The sequence below is a fragment of the Psychromonas sp. genome, assembly GCF_047632995.1.
Lineage (GTDB): Bacteria > Pseudomonadota > Gammaproteobacteria > Enterobacterales > Psychromonadaceae > Psychromonas.
Genome location: NZ_JBLIEK010000024.1, coordinates 1 through 21969, shown reverse-complemented (window position 1 = coordinate 21969; position 21969 = coordinate 1). Strand labels below are relative to the sequence as shown.

The following is a 21969-nucleotide window of genomic DNA, read 5'->3' as shown; positions in this document are numbered from 1 at the left end:
CCAATTGTCAAATAGAGCTTTTAAGCCTATATAAACATCGGTTAAATAAATATTGCGCATTATAGGGAGAAATAAAAGCGGACATAAAAGCAAAACAAAACTTAACCAAAAACAGGTCACTTGTAACAGCTTTAGATAGAAAAAACTGGGATAACTTATGTATTTTTTCCATTAGAGGTGAACTTTTCATAGCTATCTCGAAAGATTTATCCGTATAAGTATCATGACCATCTTGTTGTTTTCTTTCTTTATATAATTTTTTCACATAATTAATTGCTTTGGCTTGCTTAAGTCCTTGAGTCGATCTCGTATTTCCCCCTCTAACTCGCACTTTGTAAAGAAATTCAGGGTGATTGCTAAACAAATATCCTTTTGTCATAAGCCTAAGAAGAAAATCATAATCTTCAACCGTATCTGCCCTATAACCATTCAATTCATCATAAACTTCTTTTTTGGCAAGCCAAATATGCAAAACAGGGCTTGTTAATAAAATAGTCTTGCGTATTTTTTCGAAATCAGAGGGCATTGCTGTTCTGCTAAATTCTTTCCCTTCTTCATTAATTCCAATATGTGAAGAACCGACAAGCGAGTATTCAGGATTTGTCTCTAAGAATAAAACCAGTTTTTCAATACGGTCTCGAATGCTAACATCATCACCGTCCATTCTGGCCACATAAAAACCAGTTGCCTTAGTTAAAGCAAAATTTAAGGTTTTAACTATTCGAGAATTTTTCTCGTTCTTAAATAGCTTAATTCGCTGATCGAATAGAGCCCAGGCCTCTAGTTTTTTATATGTTCCATCAATCGAAGCATCATCGACAATAATGATTTCTATATTTTTATACGACTGATTAACAATACTCTCTATTGCTTCATCAATATAGTTCTCAACATTATATGTTGGAATCAACACCGAAACTTTTTTAGTTTCCATCAATTCTACTTTTCCTTTCTATTAGAATTATAACTGCAAAAACAGCATATAAATAAGGGATGGCATGGGGGGCCAAAGACATTCCAGTTAAGATAAATGGAAACATAATAAATGAGGTTTGCTTATAGGATGAAAAAAAACAGTCAATCCAAAAAAGGCTTAGCAAAGTAAAGCCGATCAAACCACTTTCAACGACATGTGTGATTATAAAATTGTGCGCCCCCATTCCAAATAGCAGCTTTGTATTACCGTAGCCGACCCCAAATAACAGGCTAGAGAGATTGCTTTCAGTCAAAAATGTTACAAATAAATCAATCAAATGAAATTTAGATTGAAAACTACCATCAGAAGCTATATACGATAATCCAATAATAAAGGATGCTATTACAACCAAATAAAACAACATTTTTAATACTTTACTTTTCTTATTAAAAATGTAAAAAATAACAATGAAAAGCAAAACACTTAAAATGGCAGCCCTAGATATAGAAAGTAAAATTACAATAAAAAGTAATGAAGATTCCAATTTAAGCTTTTCTTTAAATCGGCGCTTTAAATAAAAGGCCAAAAAAAACAAAACAAGAGCAAAAGTTGCAACGAAGTTTGAATCTTGGTACATCACGCTGTTGAGTTTGAATGGATAAAAAAACTGATCTTCAACACTTCGATAATCGAACCCACTTTCGAGAATATAGATAGGATGGGTTAATCGATAATAAGCTTCAAATAAAAGCAAAGGAATTGAAATTTGCACAAGTCTTTTTAACAATATCACCAATTTCTGATACTGAAAATCATGCGCAAGCAATAACACAAGAATGAAGTACCCGATTGACATCAATACATTGATCACTGAGCTAATATCAGCATCTAAAATGGTTTGAGAGATCAAAAGATAAATAAAATAGACTAGAGGTATTGCTGTAATTCGACCTATGTATAATTCTTTTGTCAGCACTAAATGAGAAGCATATAGAACAAAAGCAATTATCATTGTAAAATAGATAGGGCTTAATGGTAGTTTGGTAATATACAATCCACTTGAAACAACCAAAACATATGTAGCCAGATGCTTTATATCAACCGCTAAATAATTCATTAACCCAACTTTTTACTGTATGATTTTGAATGGAACTAGACGCAGTAGGCGATGGAAAATCTTCGAGGGTATTTAACTCATCTAGAAAAAATACATTATTGGCATCGTAGAATTTTTCTTTTTTAATGTTTTTATTGTTAGTTATTAGTTTCTTCCCTGCGCCAAGCGCCTCGAATGTCCTTATTGTCAATCCACTTTGCTGTTTATGTGCAATATCGACAACAAATCTACTTTTATGCAGAAGTTCAGCAACTTCCAAAATACTTACACCTTTAAATATCACATCAGATAATGTAACTCCGGCAAAGTCGTTGTCAAATAATTTGCATTTTAAATAATTAAATAAACTAATATAAAGTTTGAAGTAACAAGTCATGTTGTTTTCTTTTGCGTACTCTTTTATTTTACTCAATTCTTTATGCCGATCGCCATGAAAAACCCCGATAAAAAAGAAATCGAATTCAATAGTCGTATTTGCTTTTCTTTCAAATAGGTCAATATAAAACAATGGATGGTAAATAAACCCATACTTATTTGCATCATCTCGATCAAAGGTAAAAACAGAATCAAAGTATTGCTGGATTACTAATGTGTTAGGGTTATTTAACACTGAATCCCATTGATATAAAACTTTATTTTTAATGCGGATTTTATTAAGTAAACACTCAAAGAATTTCGTATTTAAAAATTCACCTTTAATGATAAGCAAAATATCATAGTCTTGCTCTACACTTTCAATCAAAGCCTGCAGGTGCCTTTTATGTAGATATACACAGACTGCTGGGGCAACAAGCTGCAATAAACTTAGGAATCGCGATTTGTTTTTTTCAGGGTAAAAATCTACAATACCTCCTTGCTCTTCGATCGCTGACTTAATATGTTTTTCATAGCCATTAAACAATGGCGCAATAAATAATATTTTTTGGTTTTTTAAATTCAACTAAGTATATCCAATAGGGTTGTGTTAATTCTTGATTTAATTGTTCACGAAAATTTGTTGTCATTCGATAATTTTATTTTAAGACAGATTAGAAATCTCAATTCAAAAAGAGTCCGGCACTATCCGTACGACGCCATTCTTTAAGACTCTCATCATACCTTTTTATAATTCTTGCAGGTATGCCAACTATTACACAATAATCAGGAAAGACGCCCCGCACTACCGCATTGGTACCAACCACACAATGCTTGCCTAAAATGGTACCTGCTTGTATCTTTGCTCCACTGCCGATAAAGCAGTTATTGCCAATTTTTGTTTTTTTTACAATCAGAGGTTGCTCTCCGATAGGCATCTCTAAATTTTGATATCCATGATCGGTATCTTGAATCATAACATCAAAAGAAATGAGTGTATTATCACCGACAGTCAATTCACCTGCAGCCGTTATGTGGCAGCGCTGCTGAATAGAAACACCATTACCGAGAATAATAGAGGGGTTAAAGTTCTGTTCGCCATAATTATGTACAGCTTCGATTCGCGCAGCATCCCAAATAATGACTCCAGCCCCGAGACTGATAAATTCAGGGGTTAAAAACAATGGTTTTCTAATAACACATTTACGCCCCAGCTTCCTAAACATATATTTATAAATAGTTAATGTTTTCAATCTAAAATACAAATTTTCGACATACTGAATTTTTCTTGAAAGAGGCCATGAATAAAAACGTTTAGCTTTAGTTAGTATTTTGTAAACAAGCATATTTATTGACCCCGTAACCCAATATATAATTTAATCTTTTTTCAATGTTATTCCAAAGCTCTTGACTCTCTTTACTTTTACTAACTAATTGCATTTTTACTAGCAACTCTTCGATAGTGCTAAAACCATCATCTAAGACATCAACGGCATTATCTGCATCTTTATCTTTATATCTTAAGGATACACAGTTATTAATATAGCTGTCATAATAGGCAGTCGAATTATACGAAATCGAACAATCATAGCACCCAGTATTTAATAACTCCTGGATTGTTCCCGAAGGTGCCATATTGAAACCATGCTCACTAGCCAGTATTGCATATTTGTCCACAGATAATGAAGGATGAGGTTTAAAGTCGATTTCTACATCTAATGGCATTTTTGCTAGTAACGAGATCAAAGCAAGGTTATTTGTATCAAAAAGTGCTCTAGCGAATAAAACTAAAATCCGAATTTTACTATTATTGTTAATTAGTACAGTTAAAGGGCTTATTTTTTTGGGATAACCAGCAACAACAAGCCTACTTTCATCTATACCATATTTAATAAATTCATCTTTCGTGTACTGTCCCCAGCAAAGTAACTTATCTGCAATCAAATTATCATAGGTTATTGCATCAATGGGCGGTGTATCAAAAACAAAATACAGACCATGCTGAAGCGTGTAGGTTGGTATGTTTTGCTTTTGGAAATAATAATCAAGGATTGCTTCATCATTTAAATTGCTGCAAAAGGAACAAAATGATCTAATACTCGAGCTATTTTGTTTTTCCAAATAATCAATAACATTAAAGCAATATATCATTGTTGTCATTAGCGAGACTTTGGAAGAGAAGTCTAATTCAACATTATTAAAAAAAACCAAACGACAAGCTATAACTATATTTTTAAAAGAAATTGTGCGACTTCTTTTTATAGATGACAAATCTAATAAAGCGCTTTTTATATTCGTCCTGACATATTTCAAAAGTTCATAATAATCCGCGCGATTATAATTACCAATAGAGAACAGTATTTTATCTTCTTGGGCAATATCAATTTTTCTTGTTGAAAACAGGTTAATTAACTGTCTTACATTAAAAGACTTTTTTTTATAAACCAATGCGATAATATCAACGGCTAAAACATTCTGTATCGGATAACCTTTATAATCAAAAGCCAATGATGCTTTGACTTTTTTATGTTTTTCAAATAATGAAATCAAATTAATTCCTTGAGTTTTTGAACGGAAAAACCGTTATAAAACAGCTTCATTTGTATTACTAAAATTACGATATAAAAAACCATAGAAACAAAAATAATGCCTATGATTGAATCAGTTATACCAATTAACAGGTATTTCAGCGATAGACTTATTAATAGCGACAAAACTAACGATGTAAAATATATTCTGAGCGGAAAGTAACTAAAGAATGCACGCTTTAAGCGTTTATTGATATCCTTTATTAATAGCAGTGCACCGAAATAATTTAAAAAAGTCGTGGTAATTGCGGCACCCAAAATCCCAAATTTTAAAATCATTACATAATTTAACACAACATTTAGAACTGTAATAACTACGGTATTTTTAAACAGCTCTTTTTCTAATCCAATAGCGCCCATTACCCCGCCAAATATAACAACAGCCCGGAGCCACTGGAACATGTATATCTGAAAGACAATAATTGCAGGACTATATTTTATTCCAAAAAAATCAATAATAATTTCTTCTGCAAATACCAAACAAAAAATAACAATTGGAACCAATAAAATTGTTGCTTTTTCTATTGATAACTTCCAAGTTTCTATAATTTCTTCAAGCTGATTTTCTCTAAATAATTTAGAAATAATTGGGATCATTACAGTTAAAAGTGAGCCCGTTACCACACTAATAAAGGGAATTTGAAATGCGCCGATTTTCAGACTGGCATATTCTGTGGCAGACAACATAATTGAAACCATTAATTGGTCAACATAGCCATTTAAAACACCTATCAAAGCGACAGAAGCCATTGCCACTACATACTTAAGTTCCACCCGATACATAAACTGGTATTTTATTGTAACTAAAAAATATTTTAAATTTTTCTTAACAAGTAACAGAAATAAAACAGAATTAAATATAACGGTTGTTAATAATATATATGCAATATTGGGGTTTATGATCACAACAAGAACACTGCATATCACGCTAACAAGCTGTATTGTGGTCGTCAGGTATAAGTATGATTTTAATTGGTTTGTTACGGTGCTTAAATTCTTAAAGAACTCAATCGACGAATTACTGACAAATAATATAACAATCAAATAACTGAGGTTATTTATATACTCATTACCTAATTTAATAGACAGTTGATTATCAAAAAACAACAGTAAGCAAGAGCCTACAAAAAGCAATAACAACTGAAAAATAAAAAATCGCTTAAACACCGAGATTTTTTGAGTATATGCTTTTGATTGCCCATAAAAATAACTGACAGCAACTGGAATACCCGCACTAAAAACCATTGTTAATAATCCAGCAACTAAAATTAACTGCTGATACTGTCCGAATTCATCTGCAGATAAATACCTGGCTAAGACCACGAAAAAAACCATTGAAAATGCTTTTTTTAGTGCATCCTGAATCATTAAATATTTTGTTTTATGCACAACTCACTCTCAACCGAATTTTTATTTTAGTTAAATAATTATTATTACAAGTTCACTTGATGAATACAGTTTTATTGGGAGCAATCAATGAACAGATTAAATTTTATTTCATACTTGATTTGATAAACTTTTTTTAAATTCATTAATCATTAATCTCAGATCATTCAAGACATTTTTTGGCTGATATTTTATTTCTCGTTGGATAGCTGAAATGTCATTCTTAGGAAACGCTTCATCTACACTCCCTAAATGCCAATCGATATTACAGCCAGTTTCCTGGCTTAATATATCAGCAATTTCACCTGCAGATGTATTCATTCCAGAGGCAACATTAAATATCTTTTGACTCAACTTAGCTTTTGCCGCTAACTGGCATGCGGCATCGGCCACATCAACAACCGAAACATAATCTTTTTCATATTCAGGTGTTACATACATATCAACTTGTTTATTATTAATGGCATTACGTGTAATGGCCGGAAGAAATAACGGACTATTTAAAGCTAATCCATAAACATTTGACAGGCGAATAATAACAACGTCTTTATCACTCAATAAACACAACTCTTCGGATACCAGCTTAGTCAGATTAAATAAACGGCGTTTATCAGCACTTAATACACTAAGATCATCATTTTCAGAAGCTTTTTCCTGTCCCATATAAAGACGCGTTGACGATATATACAGCAACTTTTCAAAATCGGACTTTTCTAAGATCTCTGCCAGCAATAGTGAATTTGACTTAAATACCTGTAGAGGATCGTTTTGACAATCACCGTAACCGGCACAATCAATAACAATACCTAAACTTTGTGTAAATAAACGTTCATCATTTATTTCCGGAACAAAAACAGAATGCCCGCCCATTTCTAACTGTTTAACTATTTCGCTACCAATAAAACCCTGCCCGCCTACAACTGTATAATTAGCCATTTTATTTCCATCCGTTCTTTATTTTGTCTTCAATTTCGAACAACCTTGGTTGTTTTATATCTTTATCAGATAACAGAGGATCACTGTTTGGCCAGTCAATTGATAAATCAGGATCATTCCACAACAGTCCAGATTCATCGGACGGATCATAATAATCCGTACATTTATACTGAAAGTCAGCACTTTCGCTAATCACACAAAAACCATGTGCAAAGCCGGGTGGCACCCAAAACTGTAGTTTATTTTCACTTGATAAAAGTATACTTTCCCAACAACCGAAGGTTTCTGAATCAGGACGTAAATCAACCGCAACATCAAACACTTCTCCTTGCGTCACGGATACAAGTTTTCCTTGAGGTTTATATTTCTGAAAATGCAGACCGCGCAGTACATTCTGCTCAGAGCGAGAACGATTATCCTGCACAAATTTCTGCGTTATACCAGCAAGCTGTGCATAACGTTCTTCCTGAAATGTTTCCATAAAGAAACCACGATCATCACCAAAAATCGTTGGCTCAATAATCACGCATCCTTTTAACTTAGTTTCTATTACTTTCATTAAACATCCTGTGCAATGTTTTTTAGATACTGACCATATCCTGTTTTAGACAACTTGGCAGCCTGCTCTAATAATTTCGCTTTAGTTAACCAGTTTTGGTTGAAAGCTATCTCCTCTAAACAAGCCACTTTTAAACCTTGACGATGTTCAATCGTTTGTACAAATTGACCAGCTTCAAGCAGTGAATCATGTGTGCCAGTATCAAGCCATGCAAAGCCACGACCTAATAACTCCACTTTCAAATCGCCACGTTTCAGATAGGCAATATTAATATCAGTAATTTCTAGTTCACCTCTGTCGGATGGCTTAATGGATTTGGCAATCTCAACCACATCATTATCATAAAAGTATAACCCTGTTACCGCATAATTTGATTTGGCTTTTTTAGGTTTTTCTTCAAGGCTTAATGCATTACCATTTGTATCAAATTCAACCACGCCAAAACGTTCAGGATCACGCACTGGATAACCAAATACTGTCGCTCCACTTGTACGCTTGGTAGCGGCTAACAATTTATCAGAGAAATGCTGACCGTAAAAAAGATTATCACCTAACACTAAAGCAACACTGCCATCACCGATAAACTCTTCACCGATAATAAATGCTTGCGCTAACCCATCTGGAGAAGGTTGTTCGGCATAACTTAAATCAATACCAAATTGGCTGCCATCCCCTAACATTCGCTTAAAACTAGGCATATCGTCAGTTGTTGATATGATTAATATTTCTCTTATGCCCGATAACATCAACACAGACAGAGGATAAAATATCATTGGCTTATCGTAAATTGGCAGTAACTGTTTAGATACCCCCAATGTAATGGGGTGTAAACGGCTACCTGAACCGCCCGCAAGTACTATACCTTTCATTATATTATGCTCCCAAACGTTCGCGTTGATAAGAACCATCCTGCACGCGTTTACACCAATTGTTATTCGCTAAATACCAGTCAACAGTTTTTCTTAGCCCAGTTGCAAAAGTTTCGGTTGGTTTCCAGCCAAGTTCACGTTCTATTTTGCCTGCATCAATCGCATAACGAAGATCATGACCGGGTCTATCCGTTACAAAAGTAATTTGCTCTTTGTAATCGGTTTGTTGTGGTACCAATTCATTTAATATTTCACAAATAGTTTGAACCACTTCGATATTTTGTTTTTCATTATGACCACCGATATTATAGGTTTCACCGATCACGCCTTCACTAACCACTTTATATAATGCACGTGCATGATCTTCTACATATAGCCAATCGCGAATTTGATCGCCTTTGCCATATATCGGCAGAGGCTTGCCTTCAAGGGCATTTAAAATAACCAGCGGGATTAATTTTTCTGGGAAGTGGTACGGGCCGTAGTTGTTTGAGCAATTCGTAATAATGGTTGGTAAACCATAAGTACGTAACCAAGCTCTTACTAGGTGGTCGCTTGATGCTTTAGAAGCAGAATAAGGGCTACTTGGCTCATAAGAGGTGGTTTCGGTGAATAGGTCTGTTGTTCCTTCTAAATCACCATACACTTCATCTGTCGATATGTGATGAAAACGAAAACTTAGTTTTTGTTGTTCATCTAACCCTGACCAATACTGCCGAGTCGCTTCAAGCAGGGTGTAGGTACCGACAATATTTGTTTCGATAAAGGCAGCTGGACCATCTATTGAACGATCAACATGAGACTCCGCAGCTAGGTGCATAACAGCATCTGGTTTGTGCTCCGCAAAAACACGATCTAATTCTGCGCGGTCACAAATATCAACTTGTTCAAAAGCATATTTAGGATAATCAGAAACGAGTAATAATGACTCAAGGTTTCCAGCGTAAGTCAGCTTATCAAGATTAACCACTGAATCAGTTGTATTTTCGAGGATATTTCTTATAACGGCAGAACCAATAAATCCGGCACCACCTGTAACTAATATTTTCATTTTTTACCTATCAATTTATTATAAATAATAATATTTTGGGTTGTTAATTCTCTCTGAATATCTGCTGATATATCATCAGATATGGACTCAATGTCAAGCAGATTAGCAAATACATAAATTCGTGTTCTTAAAAATAATTCAATACTTTTATGCTAAAGAACTTTATTTACCCATCCAGGTACCACCAACACAAAGCACACTAGGTAAAGATAAATAATCTTTATAATCAGCTTCAGTTACGCCACCTGTCGGCATAAACTTCATTGTATGATAAGGACCAGACATAGCTTTTATAAACTCAACACCGCCAACTATTTTTGCGGGGAATACTTTTACAAGAGATACACCTAAGCTCATCGCCTGCTCAACTTCACTTGCTGTAGCTATTCCGGGTATAAAAGGGAATTGCATTGCTTTAGCTTTATTTACTATTTCAGGATTCAAACCAGGAGCAACACCAAAATCAGCTCCAATTTCGATACATTTTTCTAGTTGTTCAATGGTTAAGATTGTACCCGCTCCGACCTTAACATTCGGATAAGTTTTTTTAGCAAGCTGAATGGCTTGAAATGCACACTCAGTCCTTAATGTAATTTCTAAAACGTCAAACCCATCACTAAGCAGTTTTTCAATTTTACTTGGTAGAGCTGTAATATCATCAACAACCAATACTGCGATGACTTTTTTATAAAGATATTCCATAAATTCCTCTACAGTGTTTCCTTGATGATATTAATGACATCTTGTTTATTATCTTGAAATTCAGATGGTGATACATATCCCCATTTTGCTTGAACTAACTTAATATTTTTTATCCACTTGCATGCATCTAAATGCTTTCTCGAATCATCAATAAATATGGCATTCTTTATATTTTTACTGGTTATTATTTTATCAATCAAATAGGACTTACATCCATATTCTTCATAATCTTTGGTATCATAAATTTCAACATTTCTAGAGACACCATTAAATTTTAATAAGGCATCGACTGTTGCCTTATCTTTTGTGGTAACGATACATGTGTTTTCATTCTCATCCAAAATGCTCAACATCTCATCAACACCATCATATTTATGGTTAAAACTAAGCCAGTTATTCCAATCGTTTGTTCTTAACTCAGCTCTTACATCAAAAAATTTCTGCATAAACGCCATTGCATTTTGGCTAGGCTGGCCTGGTAAATAATTATTAAATTGCTCGTGAATACCTTTATCTATTGCATCAAGCAGGTAATAATAATTCCACGCAGGCCCTATTAAATATCGTTGAGACATGAATTTACTAGCGTGTTTCGACTCTAAATCAATATCATTAAGGTTTTTTGCCTTTCCGGATGTGATCATCGAAACAGCATATGCCTCATTTGCAGAATCAAACATTACGCCATCAAAATCAAAAAACACATACCCGGTATTATCTTCTTTTTTCTCTAACAAGTTGTTTTTGTTTATTTTTAACGTTTCGTACAGTTTCTCTGCTAAATAAAAATCTAATTCAGTATCAATATCGACACTTTCAATTTCATCAAGTACAAAGAAAATAGGTTTTTCTCCGATTATATTCTTCTTTTTATGCATTACTTCTCTTGGAAGTATTGATATTGCAAAATTAAGAGCCACAATATCAGGAAGATCCTGTGATCTTGGTTGATTTTTTGTGTCGTAATTTATTGCTTCTCCATCTTTCCAAAGAAACTCTTTAATTGGATGGCATGAGGCTAGAGAGTCATTGGTCTCAAGGCTAGAAAAATATTTACTGATTGCTTCTTCATAATTTTCAGCTTCAGCCAATGGATTTGTAACATTCGCATACATAATATGAGCCGAATCTGTTACTTCCGCAAAATGTTGGTATACCTCACTCATACCAACTTCACTACTTGCATATTTTTCTTCTCTTTTTATAGCTGTAACGCCATTCTTTCTTGCTATTTCAAGCATTTTATCGCAATCTGAATTTACGATAATTTCATCTAATTGTTTTACTTTCTTCAATTGATTTATTTTAATTTCTAGTAAATTGGAATCTGCAAATGGTCTTATATTCTTGTTTTTTACCCGCTGAGAACCGGCCCTTACAGCGATTAATGCAACCAAGTTTTTCATAAAAATTCTATCCTTTGTTAAAATCACAAAAAAGTAAAACGGGTTCAAAGTTATCTATATATTTTAGGCTTAACACAGTGCCATTCGGATCACCCATTAGTTAGTTCAGGTCGAGCAGATATGTAAGTTTCCTTGGCTTTTTTTTACAAGTAACGGGATCAGGTCTTTCATTTTGAATCCCCCTCAAGGCTAAATCATGAAGCATCTAACCCTGTATGGACTTGATTAATATGCTTTGTACTTCTATTCGCCCGTTTTTATTTTCTTTTAATACTGCTTTAAATTGTTTATCTGCATTTAATAAGTTGAGCGTATTATGCCGTACTATTGCATAGTTTTCAGCAGAATTTATCCTCGACAAAATAATTCGAGGATGACGGAGGGACGAACCTCGAGGATGACGTTGGGCAAAAGTCGAGGACGACGCGGGTAAATATTTACAGCCCTATTACAACGTCTTGCACAAATGGCGTTAGCTTTTTGGCCAGCGCTTGTTTCGCCTCATTATCACCGTGCACAAGAATCACTTTTTCCGGTTTATGGCGAATGCGTTTTATAAAGTTCACTAAATTGCTTTGGTCTGCATGGGCGGAGTAGCCTGAAATAGTATGTACTTGCGCATTTATCGCTACCTTTTGGCCATCGATATAAACATAGCCGCCTTCTTTATCGGCGTAATGCTGAATGTCTCGCCCTGTTGTGCCTGCCGCTTGATAACCTACAAATAAAATATCTGTTGTTGCTTCATCTAAAAATCGTTTTAAGTAATTGACGACACGACCGCCTGTGCACATGCCACTTGCGGCAATCACAATGGCGGCTTTATCGCGTTTAGCCAGGTAGTCAATGACCTGCAGATGCTCTTGATGCGTATCAATGGTATATAAGCTGTCAAAGTTTAACGGTTGGCGCCCTTGGCTGACCCGTTTTTTGGCTTCGTCATCCCAGAGGTTTTGAAAGTGCCGATAATGTTTGGTAAATTTTGCGGCCATGGGTGAGTCAACTATCACCTCGATATTGGCTATTTTTTTGTTTTTCGAACGCGCGATTATCTGCTCAAGTTCATATAATAATTCTTGTGTGCGTCCGATGCTAAACGCGGGAATAATGATAATGCCATTGTCTGCAACCGCTTTAATTAATACTTTTTCTAAGCTTTGGCTGCGCGCTTTACGCCCTTGATGTTCTTTATCACCATAGGTGCTTTCAATAACGACTATATCTGCTTTATAAGGGCTTTTAGGTGCCGCCAGTAAGGGTGAATAGGTTGCGCCGAGATCCCCCGAAAAGACTATACGTTTGGATTGTTTCTCTGCTGTTTTTACATCTATTTCGATATATGCAGAGCCCAATATATGGCCTGCGGGCTGAAACTTAACTTTGGCACTTGTCTGCCCTGCTAATTTAACTTTATGCCATTTTTTGTAAGGCACTGCGACAAGCTGTTGCTGCAATAGATTTAAACAGGCTTTAATAATTGATTCATTGCGCGTGACACCCACTTTAAGAGCATCTTCAATAACCATAGGTAATAGAGCGGCGGTTGCTTCTGTAGCAATAATCGGCCCTTGAAAACCTGCGGCTAGCAGATAGGGAATACGTCCGACATGGTCTATATGACAATGTGTGACTAATAACGCCTGCACTGTGCTGATATCAAATTCTATATTGAGATGACTCTCACCGTCACTGCTTTCCGAAATTTCCGCACCTTGAAACAAGCCGCAATCAATTAACAGGCTATTGTCTTTTTCAATCAGTAATTGATGACAAGATCCTGTTACACCTGAAACTGCACCGTGATGGATGATTTTCATTGTTATCCTTAACCAGCGTTTGATTTTTTGTATGCGGATTTTCGAAATTACTTTTCAGGTGCAGATAGTTCTCTTCTTCAGGCACGCTACCGCCCCTAGGTTCAACGCTCCTAAAGGCATATGGTTTATCTATTACTAAGTTTTGGCTAGCTTATAACGCTATAAAGTAAATATTTCTGCGTTATTTGTAAAACTGATAGTTCTGCTAAGTGTGAGCTGCGTCATTATAATTAAATGCTTTCAAAATGCCATATTTTTCACATGAGATTTCACTTCGTCATTCTCGAGGTGTTACTGGCTCTGAGATTCCCGATAGGACAACTCGGGAATGACGGTGGAGAGATTCTACTCGTCATCCTCAATGACCCTACTCCGTCATCCTCAAAGTGTTCTACTCCGTCATCCTCAAGGTGGTTTGTTGAGGAGCTCATTGAGTTTATGGTGCTACTAGGTCTGGGAACTGAGGGAGAAGAGTAAGGGGTGATGGGTAATGGGTAATGAGTAAGGAGTAATATTGCAAGATGTGGAGCATACGGGGCGCGGGGTTTAGCCCGCTTGCTAATGGTAAAGTACAAAAGAGTGAAGGGTGAAGAGTAAGGCGTGATGGGTAATATTGCTAGATGTGGGGGCATACGGGGCGCGGGGTTTAGCCCGCTTGTTAATGGCAAAGTGCAAAAAGGTGAAGGGTGAAGAGTAAGGCGTGATGGGTAATATTGCTAGATGTGGGAAATACGGGGCGCGGGGTTTAGCCCGCTTGTGCAAAACATGGCAGGCTAAAGCCTGCGCCCCAAAGACCAATCAAAACAATGCGGACTAAAGTCCGCGCCCCAGGACCAAGCAATAGCGCGGAGGTAAACTCGGGCTGCGGCTTTAACCCGCTTGTTAAAAAGGCTTCGAAAAACGTCAAATAATGAAGTTCACTACATTTCTATTTTGGTCGCTAGCAATTTATGAATATCATTGGCTATCATTTTAAATTCAGGGTGCTGTTCACTTAGTTCATGCAATATAGGTAAACAAGTGGACTTTGCGCTTTCCACTTCATGAACTATTTTTTCAATTTTATTTCTTGATAGTCCACAATGTTGTGTTGCAAATCGGTATAACACTTTCCATTTTGGCCAACGCTTTGAACCTGTTAAACTTAATGCCATCGTATCATTGGGTAAATAAGGCGTTGTGCTGACTATATCAAAAACGGGGGAAAAAGAGATTTTACACTGAGGGAGGCTGCCAAGTGTGTAACCTTGTAAGTTATCATATAGCACACCGTAATTTTTTAAATGGGCATCACCATTTCGAATACAGACATTAATCAAGGTCAGTTTAAAAAAGTCATATAAGACTTTTTGACGGTTTTCAACAGAGATAAATTGATTAATTGTATTAGCACAAGACTCCAAGCTTGCATCATATTTTTGCCTTGTGCTTTTTCCTTGCAACACGCAAAAATCTTCAAAACCAATCGGGTTCGAATTAGCATCAAGATCAAAGCGTCTGGTAACCAATAATTTACCATTATCACTCAGGTAAAACGGTGATGTTTCTAACCCAGCTTCTTTTGCTAAGGTTAAGCAGATAAACTCATTGCAGGCGAGTTCTGGGTACTCACCTCCCCAACTTTTAACAATATATGCTCCGAGTGGATAGGTTACTTTTTCATGTGAATTCTCTCTGTTTTTGAGATCCATTAACACTTTAGGCTGTACGCCCGCAACACCTGAGCGCATGGAAAATCGTTCTAACAATTGAGAAAACAAGCTGACGTCATTACTCGATAATATATCTTCTAATTCTAATGGCTGAGCATCATCTGGCCGCAATGGCTTACCTTCAAGGGCATAACGTACTGAGCCTATCTGAGTATTTCCGAGTAAAGCCAACACGGTTAGATCATCACTGCCAAATTGCTTTGCTGTTGCTTTTTCAATGGCGTTTCGTAAAAGCCCTTCTGGCATATTCATTTGAAAGAAAGGGTGCAAACTTTCATATTCATAGTTTTCTAAGCGAATGGGCATGGTTAAAGAGACCGCATAATTAGCATCTAAGGAATATGAATATAGGTGCTTACTCTTTATTTTTTGTATACGGCCAATTTTCTCAGCCCCACTATACACATCGATATTAGCCATCTAAATCCTTGTTATTTTGTGCGCCAAGCTGATCTAATGTAGGTAACCCGTTATCTTTTACCGCTAATGATTTATTAAATAAACCAAGGATCCTTTCAATTTTACGAATGCCAACATCGGAATAATCATCCCGCTCGATACTGCCAATAGTTGTTCTATTCAATCCTGCATATTCTGCAAGCTGTTGCTGACTCCATTTTTTTTTCTTTCTTTCCGAGCGAATTATTTTTGATATAGAAGATAAATTATACAAAATGCCTCCTCAGCAAGCGATTAGCACAACAGTAATGATGAGTATAATCACCAAAAAGTATAATAACAATGTTTTTGATGGATATAACCACCGAAAAGACAAGAAGTTAGCCCGCTTGCAAGGTGCAAAAGAGTGAAGGGTAAGGCGTGATGGGTGATGGCTAATGAGTAAGGAGTAATGAGTCATATTGATAGATGTGGGGCATACGGAGCGCGGGGTTTAGCCCGCTTGTTAATGGCAAAGAGCAAAATAGTGAAGGGTAAGGCGTGATGGGTAATGAGTAAGGAGTATTACAAAATGTGGTGAACACGGGCTACGGGCTTTAGGCCGCTTGTGCAAAACATGGCAGGCTAAAGCCTGCGCCCCAAGGGCCAACCAATACTAGAGGCATAGAATAAAGATAAACACGGGCGCGGGGTTTAGCCCGCTTGTTGGTATTATAATAAAAACAAGGCTTAATATTATTATTCTTTGCTTTTGTTCTAAACTTTACTGTCTCGCATCAATAATCAATTAGTTTCGGGAAACACTAATTATGATTTGTAAAAGCTTGTTTCATATTGATCAAATAAACACCATTCAGTTTGTAACATTCCGCACACAAGAAAGCATCGCCGACTACCTTCAAAAAAATATAACGGGTATAGAAAGAAGCACCTCAGAACTACAATTAAAACAAGATGATTTTTTAGATAATTCCAGCGCAGGTGCGTTGTTGAATGGTGAACTTATCACACAACTTCTAGCGTTTTTTAAATCTAAAAATACAATATATTATCACTTAATCGCAGTTTCTATTATGCCAAATCATGTGCATCTACTTTTTAAGCAGATCTTACCTCTCGTTAATATTATGCAAAAAACAAAAGGGGCCAGTGCTTTTTTAGTAAATAAGTACTGTCAGAGGAAAGGTATTCTTTGGGATCGCGGCTATTTCGACAAAGTAGTCCGAACAGAGAGGCAGTTTCAAATTACTTATCAATATATTAAAAATAATGCACTTAAGGCTGGATTAAAAGATGCTAAGCAGCGTTTTTATGGAATCTATGAGGATCAGTGAGTATAAAACAATGCTGGCTGAAGCCAGCGCCCCAAGGGTAACCAATGTGAGAGTCAAACTAAGGGGCGCGGGGTTTAGCCCGCTTGCTAATGACAAAGTGCAAAAAGGTGAAGGGAGAAGAGTAAGGGGTGATGGGTGATGAGTAATATTGATAGATGTGGGAAATACGGGGCGCGGGGTTTAGCCCGCTTGTTAATGGCAAAGTGCAAAAGAGTGAAGGGTGATGAGTGATATTGATAGATGTGGGAAATACGGGGCGCGGGGTTTAGCCCGCTTGTTAATGGCAAAGTGCAAAACAATGCTGGCTGAAGCCAGCGTCGCTAATAACAAAGAACAAAAAAATGCGGACTAAAGTCCGCGCCCCAAGGGCCAGTCAATAACAATGCTGGCTGAAGCCTGCGCCCCAGAAACAGTGAACGGACAGCTTATTTATAACTGTAGTTATAATATCCGTAACCATAAGCATTGCTGGCTTTTTTCTCGACGGCATTGAGGATAAAGCCTTTCACTTCAATACCCGCCATTTCAAAACGGTTTTTCGCTACTTCAATCTCTTTAACACTATTCAGACCGAAGCGCCCTACCATTAAGGTGGTTCCGGCCAGCGCGCCAACGATACTCGGGTCGGTTACTGCTAATACGGGCGGGGTATCGATTAATACTAAATCATATTCGCTTGATGCCCACTCTACAAACGCAGCAAAACGCGGATGCATTAACAGTTCAGAAGGGTTAGGCGGTATTTGCCCACGGGTGATTAGATCCAGATTTTCCACACCGGATTTTTTAATCACAGCTTTTGTCTCTAATTTACCGGAGAGCAGCTCCGACAAACCATTTTCCCATTCTAATCCGAAATAACGCTGCATATAACCTTTACGCATATCAGCATCGACCACTAATACTTTCTGGCCAGTTTTCGCCAGTACAGTGGCAAAGTTAACCGATATAAATGATTTACCTATGCTGGGTGACGGGCCAGAAATCATCACGACATTGTTTTTTGCTTCCATCATAGCGAAATGCAGACTGGTACGCAGACCTCGCAACGCTTCAATAGAAAGATCCGCCGGATTAGCTTCCGCCAGCAGTACATCATGTAGAGGAATATTCTTATGATGCTTGTGTTTCTTAAGTTTACTGTCCAATCCCATTTGCCACTCTGATTTTGGGATACTGGCATAAACAGGCAGGCCTAACGCTTCAATCTCATCCGGTGTTTCCACCCCTTTATGAAAAGCCGCGCGCAGTAATACAACTGCAACGGATAACATACCGCCGAGCAAGGTTGCCAACACCACAATTAGCGGTTTTTTCGGCTTAATGGGTCTGCCATAGGACTGTGCTTTATCTAAAATACGCACATTACCCACAGTGCCCGCTTTAAGTACACTCAGCTCCTGCACTTTGTTGAGCAGCTGAATATAGATCTGCTGATTCACTTCAACATCGCGCGTCATGCGCAATATTTCACGCTGGGTTTGCGGCAGGGCTTGTATCTGCTTATTTAAGCGCGCTTTTTCACCTAGCAGGACCTGGCGTTTATCGAGCAATGATTTATATGCGGGATGATCTTTGGTAAAGCGCTGACTTACTTCGCTCTCTTTAAAGGTCAGTTCATTTAACTGTGCTTCCAGTTCAACCATCACCTGCAGCGTTGATTTCGCTTCTAATCCTAAATCAATTGAATCATTGGCTTGACGGAAATTATTTAATATATCCTCAGCCGCAGTTAATTTCATCTTAATACTGGGCAGATGATCCTGCAAAAATTGCAGGCTTTGTTCTGCTTCTGCTGAATTACGCTGTACATTCTGTAGAAAATAGGTCTGACTGAGATTATTAAGAATATCTTCTATCAGCTGTTTATCTTCACCACTGAAAGAAAGAGAGAGGATACCGCTTTGCTTGCCGCGTTCACTCACCGCCAAATTTTGCTGTAACCAGGTGATCGCCTCTAATGACGTGCGCTTGCTGATAGAAAATTCACTGCCAGTGGCGGCGTCAATACGCTGCACAAATAAACGGTAATCGTCATGCTTCGCCAAAACACCGGCAACGCCGGAGAGCAGTTTGCGCTCTTGGCTATCGTAAAGTGAATAACTGCCCGCCTGGTTATCATCAACAACTAATGTAAATGCACTTGATTCTACATAGGCAGGTAGTTCAAAGCGGCTTACCTCAGCAATCAAATTTTGACCCAGCAGTCTCGCCAGTCCTTTACCGACAAAAGGTAACGTCTTTGCCTGCACTTGCGTGGTTAAGTTAAATTTATCAACCGTTTTACCTAAGATCATGCGTGATTTTATAATCTCAATTTCTGTTGTAGCGGAAGATTCACCGCCAAACATATCCCCCATATCACCCACTAAGGATGACATACCACTGCTTTTTTGTTCAACCTGCAGCAATGCATCGGCTTTATAGATAGGGGTTGATAATAACGCATAGGCGATACCCAATATCGCAAAAATAGTGGTAACACTGATAATCAGCCAGCGACTGTCAATTAACAGCCCCAGCAGTTTACCCAGATCTATCACATCATTTTGCGAGTTATTTGTTGTCGAGCTGGTTTTATTCAATGCGTTATTACTCATAATTATTCATTATATTCCAGTTGAAATTGTTATATTTATTGCACGATTCGCTAAATTATTTTCTTTGCCCAAGCGGCGGCTGATTGTTCTATCAGCTGATAAGCATGTTCAAACGCCTCTTTGCTTTGGCGATAGGGATCGGGTATCTCTTGCTTACCTAACCAATGACCCAATAACATGGTTTTACCATGCACGGCCGGAGCGATATCGGTTACCGCGCTAATATGGCCCTGTTCCATCACTAAAATAAGATCAAAATCGCGACATAACTCTGCCGTTAATTGCCGAGCCTGATGACCCGCTAAACTTAGATCGTGGTCCTGCGCCACTGTGCAAGCCATTTTATCAGCAGGTTTGCCAACCAGTGCACTGACTCCTGCCGATGCGATCTCTTTATTGGGCAGTAAGTTTTTCAGCAGATATTCAGCCGTGGGCGAGCGGCAGATATTACCGACACAGACCACCAATATTTTATCAAACATAGTTAATTCCAGTTATGTATGCGCAGCGCACCTTCAGATAATACGTTAAAGGCAGAAATAGTGGGCATGATTTGTCTGATCAGACGGTTGTAACGTTCAATTGGCGCAGAGGTGACATAGACAATATCATAGGGCTCAAGTTTGAATTCAGTGCCGATAACTAAAGCCGATGCCTCGCTGATATCTAACTGGTAAATATTGGCGACCACACTTGGCGACTGTTCAGCTGCATTTGCAGCGCGGTTTTTGTCACGAACGGTTTGCAGATAAGGACCATTTTTAGCATCGCGCGCACTGCTGCGAACAACAAACACGCCGGTTGCATCGGCAGACAGTTCATTAATCCCGCCGACACTGCTTAATGCTTCTGTCAAGGTCATACCGGAGCGATCAATTTTCAGCATTTCCGGATTTTTAACATCCCCTAAAACAAACACTTTTTGTGAATCATTGCGCGGCACATGGATAATATCACCCTGCTGCATTAAGCGGTTTTGTGTAAGATCCCCTTTTTGCATAAGCTGGTATAAAGAGATATTTTCAGCATCACCCTTTCGGGTCAGTGTGACATGTCGCCAATCTGCATCTGCGCTTAATCCACCCGCATTATTAATTGCATCAAGCAGGGTCAATGGAATATTGGTAATAGGCTGCTGACCCGGATTTTTTATTTCACCTGTGACATAACTTTTTTGCGAACGAAACGCCGCAATATTGACATCCACTTGCGGATTTTCAATATATTTACTTAACAGCACGGTCAATTTTTCGCGGATCTCTACGACGGTTTGATCTGCCACCTGAACGAAACCAATATAGGGATAAAATATTTTCCCGTCAGAGTGCACCCAATTACCTGATGATTCGGCGCTACGGTAAGAGCCTGCCGGTATAGTTAATTCGGGGTGATCCCAGATGGTAATATTTAATACATCGCCGGGGCCTACTCTATATTCGTATAAAGCCATCTCACTATCCAGCGCATCATTGGGCTGCGCTTTTTCCATCGCATAATGAGAGCGAAAGCCTGCAACAAAAGAGTGGGATAATGCATAGACATTAATCTGTTCCACTTGAGTCAGCTGTTGCTCATTCGCGTTGACAACATTTTTCTCCTCTAAAGAGAGGTTAGAGCCAGGTAAGGTGCAGCCTGTGATCAAAATTACTGAAGCAAACGGTAATATAAGTTTATGTAAAAGAGACATATGAGATTCTTTTTATGTGAATGACAAATTAAATTTTTCAGGATTTTAGCACTTCTAATACAACTCTTGTATCGAAACATCTCAAATAAGTAAGCTGATTACGTTATTTTTTCATCAATGGGAACCCACACAAAGAGTTAGTTTTTTTATCTGGCTTCTTATGCGTAGCTGGAATGCTCCTGTGGTTTAAATAAGTGTCATATTCATATCAAATGTAGAACAACAGACTACACCACTCGGGTGTTTAGTTTTACTGACGCGCAAGAAAACAGGTCGCGCATTATACAGGTAGTTAAAAATAACAGCTAAAACATAAAGTGACAGTGAACTTTCCAAGCAAATAACCATTAAAGAAAAGATCTTGTATATGACCGGCGCTTCACCCGTGCCCGATAAAGTAAAAAAGACAGTCTGTTTTAGCGATAAAGGGGTTGGTTGTCGTCATAAAGACTTTAATTGGGTGACGGGAGAACAGTTTCCCTTCACGAGTCTCAAAAAATTCATCGAGACGTTCATTTCCCAAGTGATCGATGGCC

20 protein-coding genes are annotated in these 21969 nt (G+C 37.6%); 2 read left to right on the top strand and 18 right to left on the bottom strand.

Annotated elements, in window-relative coordinates; all coding sequences use genetic code 11:
* Window positions 1-7: 7 nt before the first annotated feature.
* The 15 genes from ACJAT7_RS06310 to ACJAT7_RS06240 all read right to left on the bottom strand — a co-directional run bounded on the left by ACJAT7_RS06310 (window position 8) and on the right by ACJAT7_RS06240 (window position 16086).
* Window positions 8-934, bottom strand: a complete 927-nt coding sequence (locus tag ACJAT7_RS06310; RefSeq protein WP_415225959.1) for a glycosyltransferase family 2 protein — start codon at window positions 932-934, stop codon at window positions 8-10.
* The gene (locus ACJAT7_RS06305) at window positions 924-2033 is read right to left on the bottom strand and encodes a hypothetical protein (protein ID WP_415225958.1); all 1110 of its coding nucleotides are present in this window, start codon (window positions 2031-2033) and stop codon (window positions 924-926) included. Before ACJAT7_RS06305 ends, ACJAT7_RS06310 begins: the two co-directional genes overlap by 11 nt.
* Complete coding sequence (locus tag ACJAT7_RS06300; RefSeq protein WP_415225957.1) at window positions 2014-2973, bottom strand: hypothetical protein; 960 nt, start codon at window positions 2971-2973, stop codon at window positions 2014-2016. Before ACJAT7_RS06300 ends, ACJAT7_RS06305 begins: the two co-directional genes overlap by 20 nt.
* A 97-nt stretch (window positions 2974-3070) precedes the next feature.
* Window positions 3071-3733 carry an acyltransferase gene (locus tag ACJAT7_RS06295; protein ID WP_415225956.1) on the bottom strand — a complete coding sequence of 221 codons (663 nt, stop codon included), beginning with the start codon at window positions 3731-3733 and terminating at the stop codon, window positions 3071-3073.
* Window positions 3708-4937, bottom strand: coding sequence for a hypothetical protein (locus ACJAT7_RS06290; protein ID WP_415225955.1), 1230 nt, complete (start codon window positions 4935-4937; stop codon window positions 3708-3710). The genes ACJAT7_RS06295 and ACJAT7_RS06290 overlap by 26 nt, the downstream gene beginning before the upstream one ends.
* A complete protein-coding gene (locus ACJAT7_RS06285) occupies window positions 4934-6364 on the bottom strand; it encodes an oligosaccharide flippase family protein (protein ID WP_415225954.1) in 1431 nt (476 codons plus the stop codon). The genes ACJAT7_RS06290 and ACJAT7_RS06285 overlap by 4 nt, the downstream gene beginning before the upstream one ends.
* Window positions 6365-6472: 108 nt before the next feature.
* The gene (locus ACJAT7_RS06280; RefSeq protein WP_415225953.1) at window positions 6473-7297 is read right to left on the bottom strand and encodes an NAD-dependent epimerase/dehydratase family protein; all 825 of its coding nucleotides are present in this window, start codon (window positions 7295-7297) and stop codon (window positions 6473-6475) included.
* Window position 7298: 1 nt separating this feature from the next.
* Window positions 7299-7856 carry a dTDP-4-dehydrorhamnose 3,5-epimerase gene (gene rfbC / locus ACJAT7_RS06275; RefSeq protein ID WP_415225952.1) on the bottom strand — a complete coding sequence of 186 codons (558 nt, stop codon included), beginning with the start codon at window positions 7854-7856 and terminating at the stop codon, window positions 7299-7301.
* Window positions 7856-8725, bottom strand: coding sequence for a glucose-1-phosphate thymidylyltransferase RfbA (rfbA, locus tag ACJAT7_RS06270; RefSeq protein WP_415225951.1), 870 nt, complete (start codon window positions 8723-8725; stop codon window positions 7856-7858). The genes rfbC and rfbA overlap by 1 nt, the downstream gene beginning before the upstream one ends.
* A 4-nt stretch (window positions 8726-8729) precedes the next feature.
* Complete coding sequence (gene rfbB, locus ACJAT7_RS06265; protein WP_415225950.1) at window positions 8730-9776, bottom strand: dTDP-glucose 4,6-dehydratase; 1047 nt, start codon at window positions 9774-9776, stop codon at window positions 8730-8732.
* A gap of 162 nt (window positions 9777-9938) precedes the next feature.
* On the bottom strand, window positions 9939-10478 hold the full coding sequence (gene eda / locus ACJAT7_RS06260; protein ID WP_415225949.1) for a bifunctional 4-hydroxy-2-oxoglutarate aldolase/2-dehydro-3-deoxy-phosphogluconate aldolase: 540 nt from the start codon (window positions 10476-10478) through the stop codon (window positions 9939-9941).
* 8 nt (window positions 10479-10486) lie between these two features.
* A complete protein-coding gene (locus tag ACJAT7_RS06255; protein ID WP_415225948.1) occupies window positions 10487-11884 on the bottom strand; it encodes a cytidylyltransferase domain-containing protein in 1398 nt (465 codons plus the stop codon).
* Window positions 11885-12321: 437 nt separating this feature from the next.
* On the bottom strand, window positions 12322-13701 hold the full coding sequence (locus ACJAT7_RS06250) for an MBL fold metallo-hydrolase RNA specificity domain-containing protein (RefSeq protein ID WP_415225947.1): 1380 nt from the start codon (window positions 13699-13701) through the stop codon (window positions 12322-12324).
* Between the two features lie 920 nt (window positions 13702-14621).
* A complete protein-coding gene (locus ACJAT7_RS06245; RefSeq protein ID WP_415225946.1) occupies window positions 14622-15833 on the bottom strand; it encodes a type II toxin-antitoxin system HipA family toxin in 1212 nt (403 codons plus the stop codon).
* A complete protein-coding gene (locus ACJAT7_RS06240; RefSeq protein ID WP_415225945.1) occupies window positions 15826-16086 on the bottom strand; it encodes a helix-turn-helix domain-containing protein in 261 nt (86 codons plus the stop codon). Before ACJAT7_RS06240 ends, ACJAT7_RS06245 begins: the two co-directional genes overlap by 8 nt.
* Before the next feature lie 535 nt (window positions 16087-16621).
* On the opposite strand from ACJAT7_RS06240, the gene ACJAT7_RS06235 reads away from it, so the two are divergent.
* The gene (locus tag ACJAT7_RS06235) at window positions 16622-17146 is read left to right on the top strand and encodes a transposase (protein WP_415225944.1); all 525 of its coding nucleotides are present in this window, start codon (window positions 16622-16624) and stop codon (window positions 17144-17146) included.
* A gap of 223 nt (window positions 17147-17369) precedes the next feature.
* Entirely contained in the window at window positions 17370-17498 is a 129-nt protein-coding gene (locus ACJAT7_RS06230; RefSeq protein WP_415225943.1) for a hypothetical protein, read from the top strand.
* 73 nt (window positions 17499-17571) lie between these two features.
* Here the strand turns inward: ACJAT7_RS06230 and ACJAT7_RS06225 are convergent, their stop codons facing one another.
* Genes ACJAT7_RS06225 through ACJAT7_RS06215 form a run of 3 tightly spaced genes read right to left on the bottom strand, consistent with a single transcriptional unit; the run spans window position 17572 to window position 21433 of the window.
* Window positions 17572-19746, bottom strand: a complete 2175-nt coding sequence (locus ACJAT7_RS06225; RefSeq protein ID WP_415225942.1) for a polysaccharide biosynthesis tyrosine autokinase — start codon at window positions 19744-19746, stop codon at window positions 17572-17574.
* Between the two features lie 50 nt (window positions 19747-19796).
* Window positions 19797-20228: a protein tyrosine phosphatase gene (locus ACJAT7_RS06220; RefSeq protein ID WP_415225941.1), complete on the bottom strand. Its 432-nt coding sequence runs from the start codon at window positions 20226-20228 to the stop codon at window positions 19797-19799.
* A 2-nt stretch (window positions 20229-20230) separates the two neighbouring features.
* The gene (locus tag ACJAT7_RS06215) at window positions 20231-21433 is read right to left on the bottom strand and encodes a polysaccharide export protein (protein ID WP_415225940.1); all 1203 of its coding nucleotides are present in this window, start codon (window positions 21431-21433) and stop codon (window positions 20231-20233) included.
* Window positions 21434-21969 lie beyond the last annotated feature (536 nt).

What these genes read in the sequence shown, in the direction of transcription:
- ACJAT7_RS06310 (WP_415225959.1), bottom strand. Translation starts at nt 934, where the DNA reads ATGGAAACTAAAAAAGTTTCGGTGTTGATTCCAACATATAATGTTGAG.
- ACJAT7_RS06305 (WP_415225958.1), bottom strand. Translation starts at nt 2,033, where the DNA reads ATGAATTATTTAGCGGTTGATATAAAGCATCTGGCTACATATGTTTTG.
- ACJAT7_RS06295 (WP_415225956.1), bottom strand. Translation starts at nt 3,733, where the DNA reads ATGCTTGTTTACAAAATACTAACTAAAGCTAAACGTTTTTATTCATGG.
- ACJAT7_RS06280 (WP_415225953.1), bottom strand. Translation starts at nt 7,297, where the DNA reads ATGGCTAATTATACAGTTGTAGGCGGGCAGGGTTTTATTGGTAGCGAA.
- rfbC (WP_415225952.1), bottom strand. Translation starts at nt 7,856, where the DNA reads ATGAAAGTAATAGAAACTAAGTTAAAAGGATGCGTGATTATTGAGCCA.
- rfbA (WP_415225951.1), bottom strand. Translation starts at nt 8,725, where the DNA reads ATGAAAGGTATAGTACTTGCGGGCGGTTCAGGTAGCCGTTTACACCCC.
- rfbB (WP_415225950.1), bottom strand. Translation starts at nt 9,776, where the DNA reads ATGAAAATATTAGTTACAGGTGGTGCCGGATTTATTGGTTCTGCCGTT.
- eda (WP_415225949.1), bottom strand. Translation starts at nt 10,478, where the DNA reads ATGGAATATCTTTATAAAAAAGTCATCGCAGTATTGGTTGTTGATGAT.
- ACJAT7_RS06255 (WP_415225948.1), bottom strand. Translation starts at nt 11,884, where the DNA reads ATGAAAAACTTGGTTGCATTAATCGCTGTAAGGGCCGGTTCTCAGCGG.
- ACJAT7_RS06250 (WP_415225947.1), bottom strand. Translation starts at nt 13,701, where the DNA reads ATGAAAATCATCCATCACGGTGCAGTTTCAGGTGTAACAGGATCTTGT.
- ACJAT7_RS06245 (WP_415225946.1), bottom strand. Translation starts at nt 15,833, where the DNA reads ATGGCTAATATCGATGTGTATAGTGGGGCTGAGAAAATTGGCCGTATA.
- ACJAT7_RS06235 (WP_415225944.1), top strand. Translation starts at nt 16,622, where the DNA reads ATGATTTGTAAAAGCTTGTTTCATATTGATCAAATAAACACCATTCAG.
- ACJAT7_RS06230 (WP_415225943.1), top strand. Translation starts at nt 17,370, where the DNA reads ATGAGTGATATTGATAGATGTGGGAAATACGGGGCGCGGGGTTTAGCC.
- ACJAT7_RS06225 (WP_415225942.1), bottom strand. Translation starts at nt 19,746, where the DNA reads ATGAGTAATAACGCATTGAATAAAACCAGCTCGACAACAAATAACTCG.
- ACJAT7_RS06220 (WP_415225941.1), bottom strand. Translation starts at nt 20,228, where the DNA reads ATGTTTGATAAAATATTGGTGGTCTGTGTCGGTAATATCTGCCGCTCG.
- ACJAT7_RS06215 (WP_415225940.1), bottom strand. Translation starts at nt 21,433, where the DNA reads ATGTCTCTTTTACATAAACTTATATTACCGTTTGCTTCAGTAATTTTG.